We start from the raw sequence: 14,889 nt of genomic DNA, 5'->3' as shown, positions 1-14,889 counted from the left end.
CTGCCGATGCCTCCACCGAAGGATGCCCACGTGAATCCCTTTTCCCCACCGCCCGCGACCGATCTGTCGCGGCGGCGCTTCGTGCAGGGCCTGGCCCTGGGCGGCGCGGCGGCCGGCCTCGGCCTGCTGCGTCCGCCCAATGTCTGGGCGCTGACCAGCCCCGGCCAGCCCAGCGTGCTCGGCGGCACCGAGTTCGTACTCGACATCGTCGAGGCCACGGTCAACTTCACCGGTGCGGCGCGGCCGGCGGCCACCGTCAACGGCGGCGTGCCCGGTCCGCTGCTGCGCATGCGCGAGGGCACCACGGTGAACCTGCGCGTCAGCAACCGCTTGCGCGTGCCGACCTCGATCCACTGGCACGGCATCATCCTGCCGTTCCGGATGGATGGCGTGCCCGGCCTCAGTTTCGACGGCATCGCGCCGGGCGAAAGCTTTGTCTACCGTTTCCAGCTGCGCCAGAGCGGCACCTACTGGTACCACTCGCATTCGGGTTTCCAGGAGCAGAACGCGCTGTACGGCCCGCTGGTGATCGAGCCGGCCGGCCGCGAGCGCTACCCCGCGGACCGCGACTACGTGGTGATGCTCAACGACTGGACCGACGAGGATCCCGCGCGCATCTACGCCAGACTGAAAAAGCAGAGCGACTACTACAACTTCGCCCAGCCGACCGTGCCGGATTTCTTCCGCGATGTGCGCGAAAAGGGGCTGCGCCAGGCGCTGGCGATGCGCCGGATGTGGAACGCCATGCGCATGAACCCGACCGACCTGGGCGACGTCTCCGGCTACACCTACACCTACTTGATGAACGGCACGACGCCGGCCGGCAACTGGACCGGCATCTTCAGGCCCGGCGAGAAGATCCGGCTGCGCTTCATCAACGGTTCGTCGTCCAGCATCTTCGACGTGCGCATTCCCGGCCTGAAGATGACGGTGATCGCCGCCGACGGCCAGGACGTGCAGCCGGTGGCGGTCGACGAATTCCGCATCTCGGCAGCCGAAACCTACGACGTCATCGTCGAGCCGCAGGAGGAGCGCGCGTACACCCTGTTCGCGCAATCCATCGACCGCAGCGGCTACGCACGCGGCACCCTGGCGCCGCGTGCCGGCATGGAAGCCGAGGTGCCGGCGCTGGACCGGCGCCTGTGGCTGGGCATGCAGGACATGATGGGCGCGATGTCGCATGCGGACCACGGCGGCGGCCACGCCGCGATGCCCGGCATGGAGCATGGCGGCGTGGCGGGCATGGCGACCAGTCCCGCACCGGTGGTGCGTCATGCCCGCACCGAATACGGCCCCGGCGTGGACATGCGTGTCGACACGCCGCGCAGCAACCTCGACGACCCGGGCATCGGCCTGCGCGACAACGGCCGCCGCGCGCTGACCTACGCCGACCTGCACACCGTCGGCGGCCCGCTCGACGCGCGCGAACCCGGTCGCGAGATCGAGCTGCATCTGACCGGCAACATGGAGCGCTTCATGTGGTCGTTCGACGGCATCAAGTTCCCCGACGCCAAGCCCATCCATTTCAACACCGGCGAGCGCCTGCGCATCGTGCTGGTCAACGACACCATGATGAACCACCCGATCCACCTGCACGGCATGTGGAGCGAGCTGGAGAATCCGCACGGGCAGTTCCAGGTGCGCAAGCACACCATCAACGTGCAGCCGGTGCAGCGCATCACCTATGCGGTCACGGCCGATGCGCCGGGCCGCTGGGCCTACCACTGCCACCTGCTGTACCACATGGAGGCGGGCATGTTCCGCGAGGTGGTGGTGGCATGAAGACGCCTCGTCGCGACACCTCGATCGTTCCGCTCCGTTCGGCGCTGCTGGCCGCGCTGCTGCTGGCGTTGCCGCTGGCGGCAGCGGCGCAGAGCGCGCCGGCTTCGGCGGGCAGCACCGCACCGGTGGACATGGGCGCGATGCCAGGCATGGATCACGCCGGCATGCACGGCATGGCGATGCCGGCCAGCGCCGGCAGCAGTGCGCCACCGGCGGCGAAGACGCTGGTCAAGAAGGCGAGGAAGCGACACGTCCCCGCCCCGCCGGCTGCTGCGCCCGCCGGCGCGCACCCCATGCACGGCATGGACCATGGCGCGATGCCGCCGATGGACCACGGCTCGATGCAAGGGATGGACCATGGCGCGGCATACGACACGGGAGCGATGCCGGACAGGGCCATGGAGCCGATGCCGGGCGGCCGTGCGCCGGCGGACGCACGCAGCGGCGATTATTCCGACGGCATCGCCGCCAGTCCCGCGCACGCGCTGCACATGCACGGCAGCGCGCCGGCCGGCATGCTGCTGGTCGATCAGCTCGAAGCGTTTCACGGCCGCGACGGCAACGGCCAGTCGTGGGAAGGCGCAGGCTGGTACGGCAGCGACGCGGACAAGCTGTGGCTGCGCAGCGAGGGCGAGCGCACTGGCGGCAGGCTTGACGATGGCGAGGTCGAGGCGTTGTGGGACCACGCCGTCGCCGCGTTCTGGAGTACACAACTGGGTGTGCGCCACGACTTCGGCGCCGGCCCGCGGCGCAGCTGGGCCGCGTTCGGCGTGCAGGGCCTGGCGCCGTACTGGTTCGAAATCCAGGCCACCGCCTATGCCGGGCCTGCCGGCCGCAGCGCGGCGCGCCTGCGTGCCGACTACGAACTGCTGTTCACCCAGCGGCTGATCCTGCAGCCGGAGCTGGAGGTCAACCTGCACGGCAAGTCCGACCCGGCACGCGGCATCGGCAGCGGCATCTCGGACGCGAAGCTGGGCTTGCGCTTGCGCTACGAGATCCGGCGTGAATTCGCGCCATACATCGGCGTAGTCTGGACGCGCCGCTTCGGCGCCACGGCCGATTTCGCCCGTGCCGATCATCAAGCAGTTTTCGACCGCCAATGGGTCGCCGGCCTGCGCATCTGGTTCTGAGGAACGCCCATGAAACGAGCCATCATCACCGTCGTGATTCTCTGCGTCGTCGTCATCGCCGGCGTCGGTGCCTTCGTCGGGTCCGGCGTCTACAACATCGGTGCCGACGCCCACCACACGAAACCGGTCTACGCGCTGATGCAGGCGCTGCGCCAACGTTCGATCGCGCACCACGCGAAGGACATCGTCGTGCCCAAGCTTGACGACCCGCTGCTGATCCTCAAGGGCGCCGGCCAGTACGCGGCGATGTGCACCGGCTGCCACCTGGCGCCAGGCATGGCCGAAAACGAAATGCGCCCCGGCCTGTACCCGAAGCCGCCCGAGCTGGCGAAATTCCGGCCCGACCCGCGCGCGGCGTTCTGGGTGATCAAGCACGGCATCAAGATGAGCGCGATGCCGGCGTGGGGCGCCAGTCACGACGACGCCACCATCTGGAGCATGGTGGCGTTCCTGCAGAAGCTGCCCGGCATGACACCCGCACAGTACAAGGACATGGTGGCGAAGGCGCCGCCGGACGAGGACATGCACAGCCATGGCGACGCCGACGAGGACGCGCATGGCGGCGGCACCATGGCGGGCATGGACATGGGCGAGGATGGCGGCCACAGTCATGGGGCATCGGCGCAGGGCGACCACGGGCATGCGACGCCCGCCAGCTCCGCGGCGGCCGCGCCGTTGTCGCTTGCGGGAATGCAGCCCAAGGCGGCGCCGGCCGCCGAGGCCGCGGCGCAGGCCTTCCACGCGGCCCTGCAGCACGGCGACCGTGCGGCGGTGCTCGCCCTGCTGGCGCCCGACGCCAGCATCAGCGAGGGCGGCCGCACGGAGTCCCGCGATGAATACGCGGGCGGCCATCTGGGCGAGGACATCGCCTTCCTGAAAACGGCGCGGATCACGCCGGTCTCGCTGGGCTCGATGCCGATGGGCGACACCGCGATGGTCGGCAGCGAAAGCGACCTGCAGGCCACGATCAAGGGCAAGCCGGCCATGCTGCGCAGCCGCGAGATGCTCAACCTCAGGAAGGATGGCGCCGGCTGGAAGATCGTGTCCGTCCAGTGGGAAACCGCCCCCGTGCCAGCACAATGACCAGGAGAATGACGATGAAGCGTTGGCTTTCCCGCGCGGGCATCAGCCTGCTGTTTGCGATGTTGTTCGCGCCGGTGGCGCTGGCGGCGAACGCGTTCGATGTCTACAGTGACCCGTCCTGCGGCTGCTGCGGCGCATGGGTCGAGTACATGCGCGCGCACGGCTACACCGTCAGCGTGCACCAGGATCAGCCGATGGCGGCGGTGAAAGCGCGCTTCGGCGTGCCGGCCCGTGCCCTGTCCTGCCACACCGCGCTGATCGACGGCTACGTGGTCGAGGGGCATGTGCCGGTGGAGGACATCCGCCGCCTGCTGGCCGAGCGGCCGAACGCGCGCGGCCTGGCCGCGCCCGGCATGCCGATGGGTTCGCCCGGTATGGAAGTGGGCGCGCCCGAGCGCTATGACGTGGTGTTGATCGGTCGCGACGGCTCGACCCGGGTGTATGTGACCCACGGCCCAAAGGCGTGATCGCCGTGGCCGGTGTGCGAAGGCCAGGCCAGACCATGCCATCGCCTGGGCGCATCATCGGTGAGGCTTATACTCCATCAGGCGGGCGGCGAAAGATGCATGATCAAGGCGAGCCAGTCACGTGAACGAGCATCAATCATCTGTGGCGGCGAACGCGTGTGCCGGTATCTGCACGTCTGCCCCGTCGATCGAGGCGCTCAACAGCGAGTGTTTTTGCCTCGGTGTGGACGCCCAGGCACTTCATGCAAGCCTCGACGGCGTTCTTGGCGCGCATGGGTTGCCCGAGGCACTGGCAGTCTCTCACCCTCATTTGTTTTCCGTGCTGCCGATCTATGTTTCGCGTCGTCGCCTTGAACAAGCGGCAAAGGTGGTCGCCGCCATCGAGGAAGTGACCGCCTTGCCGACCTACCGGTTGGCAGTGATGGCATGGGCCCCCGACATAGCCCGCTTCGAGCCAGGATCACCGGGTGGATTGCTGGGGCTGGATTTCCATATGGGAAGGAACGGACCTCAACTCATAGAGATCAATACCAATCCGGGCGGCGTATTGCTCAATGCGGTTCTCGGGCAGGCACAGCGCGCGTGCATGTCCGAAGTGACCAAGCCGCCCACAGCAATCGATGGCGTGGACGTCGCCGTTCTGGAAGTCATGCTGACGGAGTGGCGTCTGCAACGCGGTTCCACGCCACTGGGGCTCGTGGTCATCGTCGACGAGTCGCCGCAACAGCAGTACCTCTATCCGGAGTTCGTGTTGTTTCGCGAACTCTTTCGGCGGCATGGCTATCGCGCCGAAATTTGCGGCCCCGAAGACCTGGTCCTGAAGCAGGATCGCCTTTGGCTGGGCGAAAACGCCGTCGACATGATCTACAACCGTCTGACCGACTTCGCGTTCGAGCAACCTGCCCACGCCGCCATACGGATCGCCTACCTGGCCGGCACCGTGGCCGTAAGCCCGCATCCGCGGGCGCACGCGCTGTACTCGGACAAACGCAACTTGAGCTTGCTGGGCAACCGCGACTTCCTGGAATCGATCGGTGCCAGCCAAGTCGCGGTGGACACCTTGTGCGCAGGAGTCCCGAAGACCGAATTGCTGACGCCGCAGAATCGCGACGCGATGTGGGCAGGACGGCGTCATCTTTTCTTCAAACCGTCCGCCGGATTCGGCAGCAAGGCCACATACCGCGGCGACAAGCTCACGCGTCGGGTATGGGACGAAATCGCCAGTGCCAGCTACATCGCCCAGGAAATCGTGGCGCCCAGCGAGCGCCTCGCTGACCTACATGCGGCTCCGTTCAAAGTCGATTTCCGTTGCTATGCCTATCGCGGCAAGGTGCTGCTCTACGCCGCCCGGATGTATCGGGGGCAAACCACCAACTTCCGGACTCCCGGTGGTGGATTTGCCCCCGTGTTGACGGGCATGGACCGTTGACGCCGCTGCCCATGCTTCTGAATGTCGGCGGGCGTAGTCAACTCGGATCATTGCAGGCGTTCCCAAGCTCCGAGTCTGGCAATTCCGTCAGCCATCTCCCTTTCCTCGTCTACGTGCGGTGCGAACGTACGGACTCGTGCGGCTTCGCGGGAAAAATTCTCCGAAAAAAAGCTCGTTCAAGTCGCTGTCGATCGCCAGGCCAATTCGCTCAGGAACATCCACTACGTTCGCACGGATGGCGGGCGCGTGCATGTCGGCGCCATCCGGGAAGGCAAGGATGTCGATGCCGCTGATAGAGGCGACCATGGCGGCGACGTCCTGAACGATGCCATCCACATAAACTGCAGTGGCGCGTTGCGCCTGTTCCGATGGGGACGTCAATGATTCGTGCATGTCGCCGGACTCGCCCGATGGCCCCTTCAGGCCGCTTTCCTTCCACAGCATCCGCTCCAGGTTCGCCGGCGAAATGCCGAGGTTGCGCTGAAGATGGAGTATGCCCGCAGGGGCGAGCGAACCAAACCGGGTGGACATTGCGGCCGCCGCGGCCGCTCACCCACTGTGCAAGCCCGAGGTCGTCCACGCGATGATCCGTGGCCGGCCGATAGGTCAGCTACCGCTCGTCTGAACTGAGTTCGATGGCCGTGCAGCAAGTCAGTGAAGGATTCATCGGGTCCCCCGTGGGCGAGTGCGCCCGAACAAGTCGTTGCAGGCTCCAGCCAGCAGTCCGGCGATCGACATGGCGTTGGAAGCGTGCGGAATGGAATCCGTGCTCACGACACGGGCTGCGCCGGCCTTGAGCAACTGGTCGTAGGCATCCTCGGCGAACACGGCGTGGATGGCGACGCACACCGCGGCAGGCAGGCCGATTCGGCGCAGGTGTCCAAGGGTTTCGATCACCGTGCACCCGGAGGAAACGATGTCGTCGACGATCACCGGTGTGCGTCCGCGAGCAGCCCCGGCATCGGGCAGGCTGACCTCGACATCGCGATCGCCGTGCCGCTGCTTCTGCAGTACTTGCCAGGGCAGGCCGACTTTCTGTGCGATGTCGGATACCCACTGTTCGCTTTCGCTGTCGGGTCCGATGAGCATGGCGTGGGGGACATTGTCACGGATCCACTCGGCCACGACCGGCGCCGCTGCCATGCGCGCCGCTGGAATGCGATACAGCCCGGAAAGCTCCGGGTTGCGGTGCAGGTGTGGATCGACCGTTACCAGCCAGTCGAAACTTTCCTCCAGAAATCGCGCGTACAACGGCGCGCTGATCGCCTCGCCGCGATGGAATCGCGTGTCCTGTCGCATGTAGGCGAGGTAGGGTGCCACCAGGCCGACCGAGCGGGCACCGAATTCGCGCGCGGTCGCCGCCGCGAAGCGCAGTGCGATCGACAGCTCGTCGGGGTGATGCAGGCTGGCAACGATCGCAACGTCCGCCCCTGACAATGCATCGTCGATGGCGACCAGCGACTCGCCGTCCGGGAATCGGCGCCAGTCCACGCAACCGACCCGCGCCTCCAGCGTGGGGGCCATGTTCTCAGCGATGCCGCGCTGCGATGGGAATGGAAGCAGAACCCGTGTCATGCGCCGGTCCCGATGGTGAAGACATCCCGCTGCGAAGCTGCATACTCGAGCGCGTAGGCCAGTTCACCCGGCGTCCGTGCGTGCACATGGAAAATCGGTTCCCCGGCACGCAGGGTATCGCCGATGCGTATGTGGCAATCAATGCCCGCGCTTTGACTGGCCGGTGCGCCGGCCAGTTTGGCGATCTTCGCGAGGCGGCGATTGTCGACGCCTTCGACAACACCGCTTCGCGACGCGAGGACCGGCCGCACGTGCGGTGCGAGAACAGGTTCGTGGAAGCCGCCTTGCGCCTCGCAAATCGCGAGGAACTTCCGCAGGGCTGCACCGTTTTGCAGCAGAGCCTCGGCCTGCGCGCGGCCCGTGTCTGACCTGGTGCCAGGCGCGATGTCGAGCAAGGCGCCGGCCAGATCGATGGCCCGTTCGCGCAAATCGCGGGGCGCATCCGGGATGCCACGCAGGACAGACAGGACGTCGCGCGCCTCCAGTACCGGCCCGATCCCGTAGCCCACGGGCTGACGGCCGTCGGTTCGCGCGATTGCCAGCGAAAGGCCCATGGCTCTCGCGGTGACTTTCAATCGCCCTTCCAGTGCATCGGCGGCGTCAGCGGTTCGCACCTTGGCGGTCGATCCGATCGGAATGTCGATCAGCACGTGCGAGGAGCCAGCGGCAACCTTCTTCGACAGCACGCTCGCCACAAGTTGCCCATCACTGTCGAAATCCAGTGGTCGTTCGATCCCGATCAGTACATCGTCGGCTGGACTCAGGCCCACGTTGCCGCCCCAGACGATGCAGCCGTTTTCGCGCTCGACCACGCGACGCATCGCGGCGAGATCCAGGGCCACTGCCGCCATGACTTCCATCGTATCGGCGGTCCCCGCCGGGGACGTGATCGCTCGCGAAGACGTCTTCGGGATCCGGTGCCCGGCCGCGGCGACGATGGCGACCACGAGGGGCGTCGTCCGGTTGCCGGGAAGGCCGCCCACGCAATGCTTGTCGAGTACCGTGTCGCTACCCCAGTCGATCCGTTGTCCTACCGAAACCATGGCACGCGTCAGGCCGATGGTCTCCTGGTGATCGAGCCGTTCGCCGGTACAAGCAGTCACGAATGCCGCCAATTCGATGTCGGACAGGCGGTTGTCCACGGTGTCACGCATCAGACCCAGGAAATCCTTTTCGTCCAGGCGCTGACCGAACACCTTGGCCCGCAGCGCCGGTGCCGAAGCCGGGGGAGACGGATGGCTGAACGTGGCCCAAGCGTCGGGACCCGGGTCGAGCGCTTTCCAGGCGGCCTCCGACAATGCGGCGACATCCAGGGCAAGCCGGTCATCCGTGACCACGTTGAGGGTGGCGACCACTTCGCGATGTCCGCTGCGGACAAGCACGCGGGTCAGTGCCGCGAACCCCTCCGCCCGGCACACGGTGCAATCGCGGTGCATGTAGACGACGGGCTGCCGATAGGTGTCGATGCCGGCCCGCTCCATTCGCAACCGGTTGTGGGTGCCATTCATTGGCGGGCATCCACTACAACGCGCTCCAGGTGTTCGGGTACGCGGGCGTCCCAGCCGAGCTCGCGCTGGATGCGCGCCCGCAGGGTGTCGGCTGCATCCGGATCGCCGTGGGTGACGTAGGTCATCCCGGGCACACGGGTTGCCCCGCCCATCCACGCCAGGAGCTCGTCGGCATCGGCGTGGCCCGAGAAGCTTTGCAGCGGGACGACCTCGGCACGAATCGGTACGTCCCGACCGAACATACGCAGACGGTCCGCACCACCGATCAGCGACGCCCCACGCGTGCCGCCCGCTTGGTAACCGGACAGCACGATTGCGTTGCGCGAGTCCGGAGCGAACGCCTCCAGATGGTGCAGTACGCGCCCGCCGGTGAGCATGCCGCTGGCGGAGATGATGATCATCGGGCCGCGGCGCTGGTTCAGCGCCTTCGACTCGTCCACGGTACGGACCATGGTCGCCAGCTCATACATGGCCTGGCATTCGGCATCCGTGACGTGGTGTTCGCCGTGATAGCGGTGGTAGATGTCCGTCGCATTGATCGCCATCGGACTATTGAGGAAAACCGGAATCCCGGGAATCTCGCCACGCTGGCGCAAGCGGGCGATATGCAGCATCAGGCCTTGTGCTCGGCCAACAGCGAAGGCGGGGATGACAATGACGCCGCCACGGGCCGCCACGCGGCGAATAACCGGAGCGAGCTCCGCTTCGGAGTCCATGCGAGCATGTTGACGATTGCCATAGGTCGATTCGCACACCAGCACGTCAGCCTGTTGCAGTGGCTGTGGCGGACGCATCATCGGGTCCTGGGTGCGACCGAGATCTCCGCTGAAATGCACAATCGTCCCGTTGATGTCGAGACTGATCTGCGCTGCCCCCAGCAAGTGGCCTGCAGGGTGGAAGCGGGCGCGCAGCCCGCGACCGATCTCCAACTCACGGTCGAAATCATGGGTGACGAAGCGCTCCAGCGCCGTGTCCGCATCCTCGGCCGTGTACAGCGGCGTGGGATGGGCATGTTTTGAGTAACCCTTCTTTCGCGCGTACTTGGCTTCCTCTTCCAGCAGGTGCCCGCTGTCGGATAGCAGCAGCGAACATAGGTCCCGGGTGGCCGGAGTGCAGATCACCTTGCCGCGAAAACCGTTGCGCACCAGCGCGGGAATGTAACCGGAATGATCCAGATGCGCGTGGGTCAGCAGTACGGTGTCGATGGTGTCTGGCGGTACCGGGAAATCGGCGCGGTTGCGATCGCGCAGCTGCTTGTAGCCTTGGAACAGACCGCAATCGACGAGAACCCGTTGTCCCGACGATTCGATCAGGTAGCGCGAACCGGTCACCGTGCCGGTGGCGCCCAGGAAATGCAGCAAGGTACGTGCGGGATCGCTCATGGGTTGGCCTGTTGTGGATGAGGAAGCGTCCGGCACATGCTCATGGCGTGGCCACGGTTGGCGCGGTCGAGGTGGGGTTGTACTCGGCGGCCCGGCCCAGTTTCATGCGGCGCAACAGCAATGCATTGGCCGCGACGATGACCGAGCTGCCGGACATCGACAGCGCGGCAATCTCGGGCGACAGCACGAACGGATAAAGTACGCCGGCAGCCAGCGGGAAAGCGATCACGTTGTAACCCACCGCCCACCACAAGTTCTGGTGCATCTTGCGCAGCGTGCCGCGGGCGATGGTAATTGCACGCACCACGTCGTACGGATCGCTGCGCATCAGCACAATGTCCGCGCTGTCGATGGCGACGTCGGTGCCTGCGCCGATGGCGAATCCGACGTCGGCCTGGGTCAGGGCCGGTGCGTCGTTGATGCCGTCACCGACCATGCCCACACGCCGGCCCTGGGCCTGGAGCTTCTTCACCTCGTCGGCCTTCTCGCCCGGAAGCACGTCCGCCAGCACGATGTCGATGTTGAGCTCGGCCGCGACGCGCTCTGCGGTCGGGCGGTTGTCGCCGGTGATCATGGCGACCTTGACCCCGCGGCGGTGGAGCTCGGCGATGGTGTCGCGCGACGTCGGGCGGACTGCATCGGCGATCGCGATCAATCCGATCAAGGCCCGTTCGCGGCCCACGTAGATCACGGTCCGGCCACCGCTTTGCAATCTTTCCGCCTGCGTCTGCAATGGCTCCAGTGCGACGCCCCCGTCGATCATCAGCAGGCGGTTTCCGAGCAACAGCTTCGCGCCCTCGACGGTGCCAGTGGTACCCCGGCCATCGACGTTGCTGAAGGCTGCTGCTTTCATGGAGACAGGCGCTGCGCGCTTGAGGATCGCTTGTGCCAGCGGATGTTCCGAGTGGGACTCCACTGATGCGGCCAGCGCCAGCATCCGTTCCTCCGTCCAGCCATCCGCCACGGCGACTTCGACCACTTCGGGCTGCCCCACGGTCAGGGTGCCGGTCTTGTCGAAAATCACCACATCCAGCCGAGCACTTTGTTCGATTGCCTCGGCATGCTTGAACAGGATGCCCTGTTTCGCCCCCAGTCCCGTGCCGATCATGATGGCCATCGGAGTGGCCAGACCCAACGCATCCGGACAGGCGATCACGAACACCGTGATAGTAAGCGTGAGCGCGAACAGCAACGACTGGCCGATCCACCAGAACCAGACGGAAAACGTGAGCAGGCCGATGATGATCGCGGCCAGCACCAGCCACTGCGAGGCCCTGTCGGCAAGCAGTTGGGCGGGTGCCTTGGAGTTCTGGGCTTCCTGCACCAGCGCGATGATCTGGGCGAGGGCGGTCTCCGAGCCAACCTTGGTGGCGCGGTAGGCAAAGGCACCGCTCTTGTTGATCGCGCCACCCACCACCAAGCTGCCCGGGTCCTTGCGTACAGGCATCGATTCGCCGGTCAGCATCGACTCGTCCACTTGCGAGCTGCCTTCGATGACCTCGCCGTCCACGGGAATCTTGGCGCCGGGACGAACCACCACGGTGTCGCCGATCACGACCTCGGCGGTGGGAACGTCGACTTCGGTGTGGCCCCGTCGCACCACCGCGCGTGGCGGCGAGAGCTTGAGCAGTGCCCGCATCGCGTCGGATGCGCCGGCCCGGGCGCGCATCTCCAGCCAGTGCCCCAGCAGGACGAAGGTCAGCAACACCGCGGAGGCCTCGTAGAAGTTCGGCCCTTCGAAGAAGAACGTGGTGCCGATGCTGAAGCCGTAGCCGGTACCGACGCTCAGCAGAACCAATACGGCCATGTCGAGTACGCCATGGCGCAGCGACCGGATGGCGGCAGTGAAGAATGGCCAGCCCGGGTAGATCACCGCGCCGGAGCCGAGCAGGAACAGCCAGAGATCCTTGTCCAGCCCGAACGGCACCGGTGGCGGCTGCATCAGCCCCATCGGTGACCACAGGAATACGGGAATGGCGAAGATCAGCGCGACAACAAAACGCCGTTGCATGTCCCGAGCGGCAGCGTGGAGGTCGCCTCCGTGATGCATGCCTTCATGGGCATCGTGCAGGGCTTCGGACTTTTTGCCGGCGGCGGCGGTGCCATGCCCGGCATGATGATCGGCATGGGCGGCCGCCGTACTGGGGGCGGCTGTCGGCGTCGGCACGTGCGCTGCGTGCGCGCCGTGGTCCGCATGCGCGTGGGATGTGGTCACGCCGGGAGTGCCCTGGTTGCAGGAGAATCCTGCGCCCCGGATCACGGCGGCAATCTGTCCGGGCGACAGCCGATCCGGGTCGTAATCGACTTTCAGCGTGCCGGACGGGAAATTCGCGTTCGCCGCCGATACACCCGGGATGGCTAAGACGCTGCGCTCCAACGTGGTGGCGCATCCGGCGGTGCACATCCGGCCGACGGGCCACACGTGGGTTCTCATCTTCGATGCGATTTTGTTCAAGGCGCAGCTCCGGAAGTACTGCCCATTCGCCGACGACGTGGAATGAAGCGAGGTACCTCGGTCATGTAGCTGGCATAGGCCTCGCCGAACCGCTTGAGGCTATCGCGCTCCTCGGCAATCGAGAGACGGGCGTAGACCCAGATCAGGACTGGATACATGGCTAGCGTCAGCAGTGTGGGCCATTGCAGCAGGAATCCGGTCATGATCATGAAGAACCCGACATATTGGGGATGTCGGATACGGGCATAGATTCCTTCGTGGGCGATCCGTCCATCGCGCTGGGCGCGGTAGAGCACCGGCCATGCTACCGACAGCAACCAGAAGCCCAAGCCGATGAGCACGAAGCTCGCGATATGGAACGGGCCAAGGTGAGGGTGCAGTCTCCAGCCAAACATCATTTCGAACACATGGCCGGCGTCGTGGCTCAGCCAGTGCACCCCCGGAAACTTCGACGACAGCCATCCCGACAGCAGGAACAACGACAGCGGGAAGCCGTACATTTCGGCGAACAGCGCTACAACAAAGGCGGAGAACAGGCCGAAACTGCGCCAGTCACGGGCGTTCAAGGGCATGTAGAAGCTCCAGGCGAAGAAGATGAAGAAGGCAGCATTGGCGGCGGCGAGTCCCCACATGCCGTAGCCGGGAATGGTCGTGTTCATGGCCGATCCTCTTCTCGCCGATGGGTGCCATTGGTCCTGTGTTCAGTGGCACCCGAACGGGCGTCACTCGACGGGGAAGGGCTGTCGCCGGACCGATGCTGCCGTGAGTGCCGATGGCCGTCGTACCCGCCATGGCCACCGTGGCCGAACATATGTAGCAGCGGACAGGCTGCCAACAATAGAAAGGGTAGATACGGCAAACCGAGTGCGAGGTGAGCCCGGTGCTCGGTAAACAAGTAGAACGCGGCAATCGCGAGCAGAAGCCAGAACGCGACGCGCCATTGCCACCGACGCTCAGGATAGTCGTTGGTGTGCCCTCGTAACTGTGGGCGTGGGTCGCCAAGGGATGGGTCATTCTTCATCGCTGGGTCCCCCTGGTGAAACCAAACGGGTGGTCGATAGCACTCATCCGTGAGCGCTTTGCTGTGGCTCAACTCTGCGCGTTCAGAAGAACGGGAACTTGGCCTCGGTCAAATGGATGGCATGGATTCAAGTCTGGAGTTTCGCAGGGACTGGAGCGAAGTATGGGCGGCTACAAAAAGGGGTGGATTGATCGTGGTCAAGAGGGTGCCGCGGGATTTGCAATCGCGGTCTTGTGAATGTGGCCTTCTGGGCGGCCAGACGGCCATATGACTGGATCTGCTGTGGATGAAAGGCAATGCTGCAGCACAACGTCGCGACTGGGCCTCAAGCCAGAGGCGCCCGCCCTCGATCGGTGTCTGCTGCCAAGGTGCCCCCATACAACATCAGATGCAGATGGGATGATGCCGTGTGCGCCCGTACGCCAGGATCATCATGAAAGTGTGGGGTATCCGCTGTCCTGAGTTGTCCTTAGTTGGGCGCTGCGCGTTTCCGCAAGGTCACGTTGCCCGCTCTGGATGACCGCGTGACTCGCGCATGCGAGCACATTGAACATGGCCGGTGAACTTGAAGTTGATTCAAGTCAAAGCAACCTTGTATTCATCGAGATATATAGCTATTCATGGTCCGTCCGTTCCACATGCATCCCGCCACACGCCGCCGCCTTGCCTGGCTGGTGACGGTGCTGCTGCTCTGGCAGCAGGTGGCGCTGGCTGCCTACGTCTGTCCAACGCTGCCGAAGGCAACGGGCCAGTCGACGGCGATGACCTCAATGCCGGCGGTGGACCAGACCTGCGCGCAGATGCAGGGGGCTCCTACCGACCCGCTCTGCGACAAGCATTGCTTGCCCGATCACGCCACCCAGGTCGATGTCCGCACCGCCTCGGTGCCACTCAACGTGCTGACTGCGCTGCCGCCGATGCTGTTGTCCGTGGCGGCCGTGACGTTGCCGTCGAACCGCACCCTGGCACGGCTCGACCGTTTGCGCGCGCCGCCACCCGCGCCCATGTTGTTGTACTGCACACTCCTGATTTGATCTGACCCGTCGCGGTATCCACC

General features: G+C 65.5%; 13 protein-coding genes. 6 read left to right on the top strand and 7 right to left on the bottom strand.

What is annotated here, in order from left to right; all coding sequences use genetic code 11:
- The first annotated feature begins 30 nt into the window (after positions 1-30).
- From RHOOR92_RS0105760 to RHOOR92_RS0105740, 5 genes are all read left to right on the top strand, one after another.
- Entirely contained in the window at positions 31-1,782 is a 1,752-nt protein-coding gene (locus RHOOR92_RS0105760; protein WP_027489833.1) for a copper resistance system multicopper oxidase, read from the top strand.
- Positions 1,779-2,912, top strand: coding sequence for a copper resistance protein B (locus RHOOR92_RS0105755; protein WP_027489832.1), 1,134 nt, complete (start codon positions 1,779-1,781; stop codon positions 2,910-2,912). The genes RHOOR92_RS0105760 and RHOOR92_RS0105755 overlap by 4 nt, the downstream gene beginning before the upstream one ends.
- A gap of 9 nt (positions 2,913-2,921) precedes the next feature.
- Positions 2,922-3,995, top strand: coding sequence for a c-type cytochrome (locus RHOOR92_RS0105750; RefSeq protein WP_027489831.1), 1,074 nt, complete (start codon positions 2,922-2,924; stop codon positions 3,993-3,995).
- Positions 3,996-4,009: 14 nt separating this feature from the next.
- The gene (locus RHOOR92_RS0105745; protein ID WP_027485391.1) at positions 4,010-4,462 is read left to right on the top strand and encodes a DUF411 domain-containing protein; all 453 of its coding nucleotides are present in this window, start codon (positions 4,010-4,012) and stop codon (positions 4,460-4,462) included.
- Between the two features lie 121 nt (positions 4,463-4,583).
- On the top strand, positions 4,584-5,891 hold the full coding sequence (locus RHOOR92_RS0105740) for a hypothetical protein (RefSeq protein ID WP_196802005.1): 1,308 nt from the start codon (positions 4,584-4,586) through the stop codon (positions 5,889-5,891).
- Positions 5,892-5,978: 87 nt separating this feature from the next.
- Here the strand turns inward: RHOOR92_RS0105740 and RHOOR92_RS0105735 are convergent, their stop codons facing one another.
- The 7 genes from RHOOR92_RS0105735 to RHOOR92_RS20085 all read right to left on the bottom strand — a co-directional run bounded on the left by RHOOR92_RS0105735 (position 5,979) and on the right by RHOOR92_RS20085 (position 13,832).
- A complete protein-coding gene (locus RHOOR92_RS0105735; protein WP_027485392.1) occupies positions 5,979-6,422 on the bottom strand; it encodes an acetate/propionate family kinase in 444 nt (147 codons plus the stop codon).
- A gap of 132 nt (positions 6,423-6,554) precedes the next feature.
- Positions 6,555-7,466, bottom strand: coding sequence for a ribose-phosphate pyrophosphokinase (locus tag RHOOR92_RS0105730; protein WP_027485393.1), 912 nt, complete (start codon positions 7,464-7,466; stop codon positions 6,555-6,557).
- Positions 7,463-8,974 (bottom strand): thymidine phosphorylase family protein, encoded by a 1,512-nt coding sequence (locus tag RHOOR92_RS0105725; protein ID WP_027485394.1) that lies wholly within the window; start codon positions 8,972-8,974, stop codon positions 7,463-7,465. The genes RHOOR92_RS0105730 and RHOOR92_RS0105725 overlap by 4 nt, the downstream gene beginning before the upstream one ends.
- A complete protein-coding gene (locus RHOOR92_RS0105720) occupies positions 8,971-10,356 on the bottom strand; it encodes an MBL fold metallo-hydrolase (RefSeq protein ID WP_027485395.1) in 1,386 nt (461 codons plus the stop codon). Before RHOOR92_RS0105720 ends, RHOOR92_RS0105725 begins: the two co-directional genes overlap by 4 nt.
- 40 nt (positions 10,357-10,396) lie before the next feature.
- Positions 10,397-12,811 carry a heavy metal translocating P-type ATPase gene (locus tag RHOOR92_RS18560; protein ID WP_231378338.1) on the bottom strand — a complete coding sequence of 805 codons (2,415 nt, stop codon included), beginning with the start codon at positions 12,809-12,811 and terminating at the stop codon, positions 10,397-10,399.
- Positions 12,808-13,470 carry an isoprenylcysteine carboxylmethyltransferase family protein gene (locus RHOOR92_RS0105710; protein WP_027485397.1) on the bottom strand — a complete coding sequence of 221 codons (663 nt, stop codon included), beginning with the start codon at positions 13,468-13,470 and terminating at the stop codon, positions 12,808-12,810. Before RHOOR92_RS0105710 ends, RHOOR92_RS18560 begins: the two co-directional genes overlap by 4 nt.
- On the bottom strand, positions 13,467-13,832 hold the full coding sequence (locus RHOOR92_RS20085) for a DUF2933 domain-containing protein (RefSeq protein ID WP_081660221.1): 366 nt from the start codon (positions 13,830-13,832) through the stop codon (positions 13,467-13,469). The genes RHOOR92_RS0105710 and RHOOR92_RS20085 overlap by 4 nt, the downstream gene beginning before the upstream one ends.
- A 620-nt stretch (positions 13,833-14,452) precedes the next feature.
- On the opposite strand from RHOOR92_RS20085, the gene RHOOR92_RS0105705 reads away from it, so the two are divergent.
- The gene (locus tag RHOOR92_RS0105705) at positions 14,453-14,866 is read left to right on the top strand and encodes a hypothetical protein (RefSeq protein ID WP_027485398.1); all 414 of its coding nucleotides are present in this window, start codon (positions 14,453-14,455) and stop codon (positions 14,864-14,866) included.
- Positions 14,867-14,889: the final 23 nt, after the last annotated feature.

Source organism: Rhodanobacter sp. OR92, assembly GCF_000427545.1.
Lineage (GTDB): Bacteria > Pseudomonadota > Gammaproteobacteria > Xanthomonadales > Rhodanobacteraceae > Rhodanobacter > Rhodanobacter denitrificans.
Note: the sequence above shows the minus strand (reverse complement) of the source record. Positions and strands in the feature narration are given on the sequence as shown.

What these genes read in the sequence shown, in the direction of transcription:
- RHOOR92_RS0105755 (WP_027489832.1), top strand. Translation starts at nt 1,779, where the DNA reads ATGAAGACGCCTCGTCGCGACACCTCGATCGTTCCGCTCCGTTCGGCG.
- RHOOR92_RS0105750 (WP_027489831.1), top strand. Translation starts at nt 2,922, where the DNA reads ATGAAACGAGCCATCATCACCGTCGTGATTCTCTGCGTCGTCGTCATC.
- RHOOR92_RS0105745 (WP_027485391.1), top strand. Translation starts at nt 4,010, where the DNA reads ATGAAGCGTTGGCTTTCCCGCGCGGGCATCAGCCTGCTGTTTGCGATG.
- RHOOR92_RS0105735 (WP_027485392.1), bottom strand. Translation starts at nt 6,422, where the DNA reads ATGTCCACCCGGTTTGGTTCGCTCGCCCCTGCGGGCATACTCCATCTT.
- RHOOR92_RS0105730 (WP_027485393.1), bottom strand. Translation starts at nt 7,466, where the DNA reads ATGACACGGGTTCTGCTTCCATTCCCATCGCAGCGCGGCATCGCTGAG.
- RHOOR92_RS0105725 (WP_027485394.1), bottom strand. Translation starts at nt 8,974, where the DNA reads ATGAATGGCACCCACAACCGGTTGCGAATGGAGCGGGCCGGCATCGAC.
- RHOOR92_RS0105720 (WP_027485395.1), bottom strand. Translation starts at nt 10,356, where the DNA reads ATGAGCGATCCCGCACGTACCTTGCTGCATTTCCTGGGCGCCACCGGC.
- RHOOR92_RS0105710 (WP_027485397.1), bottom strand. Translation starts at nt 13,470, where the DNA reads ATGAACACGACCATTCCCGGCTACGGCATGTGGGGACTCGCCGCCGCC.
- RHOOR92_RS20085 (WP_081660221.1), bottom strand. Translation starts at nt 13,832, where the DNA reads ATGAAGAATGACCCATCCCTTGGCGACCCACGCCCACAGTTACGAGGG.
- RHOOR92_RS0105705 (WP_027485398.1), top strand. Translation starts at nt 14,453, where the DNA reads ATGGTCCGTCCGTTCCACATGCATCCCGCCACACGCCGCCGCCTTGCC.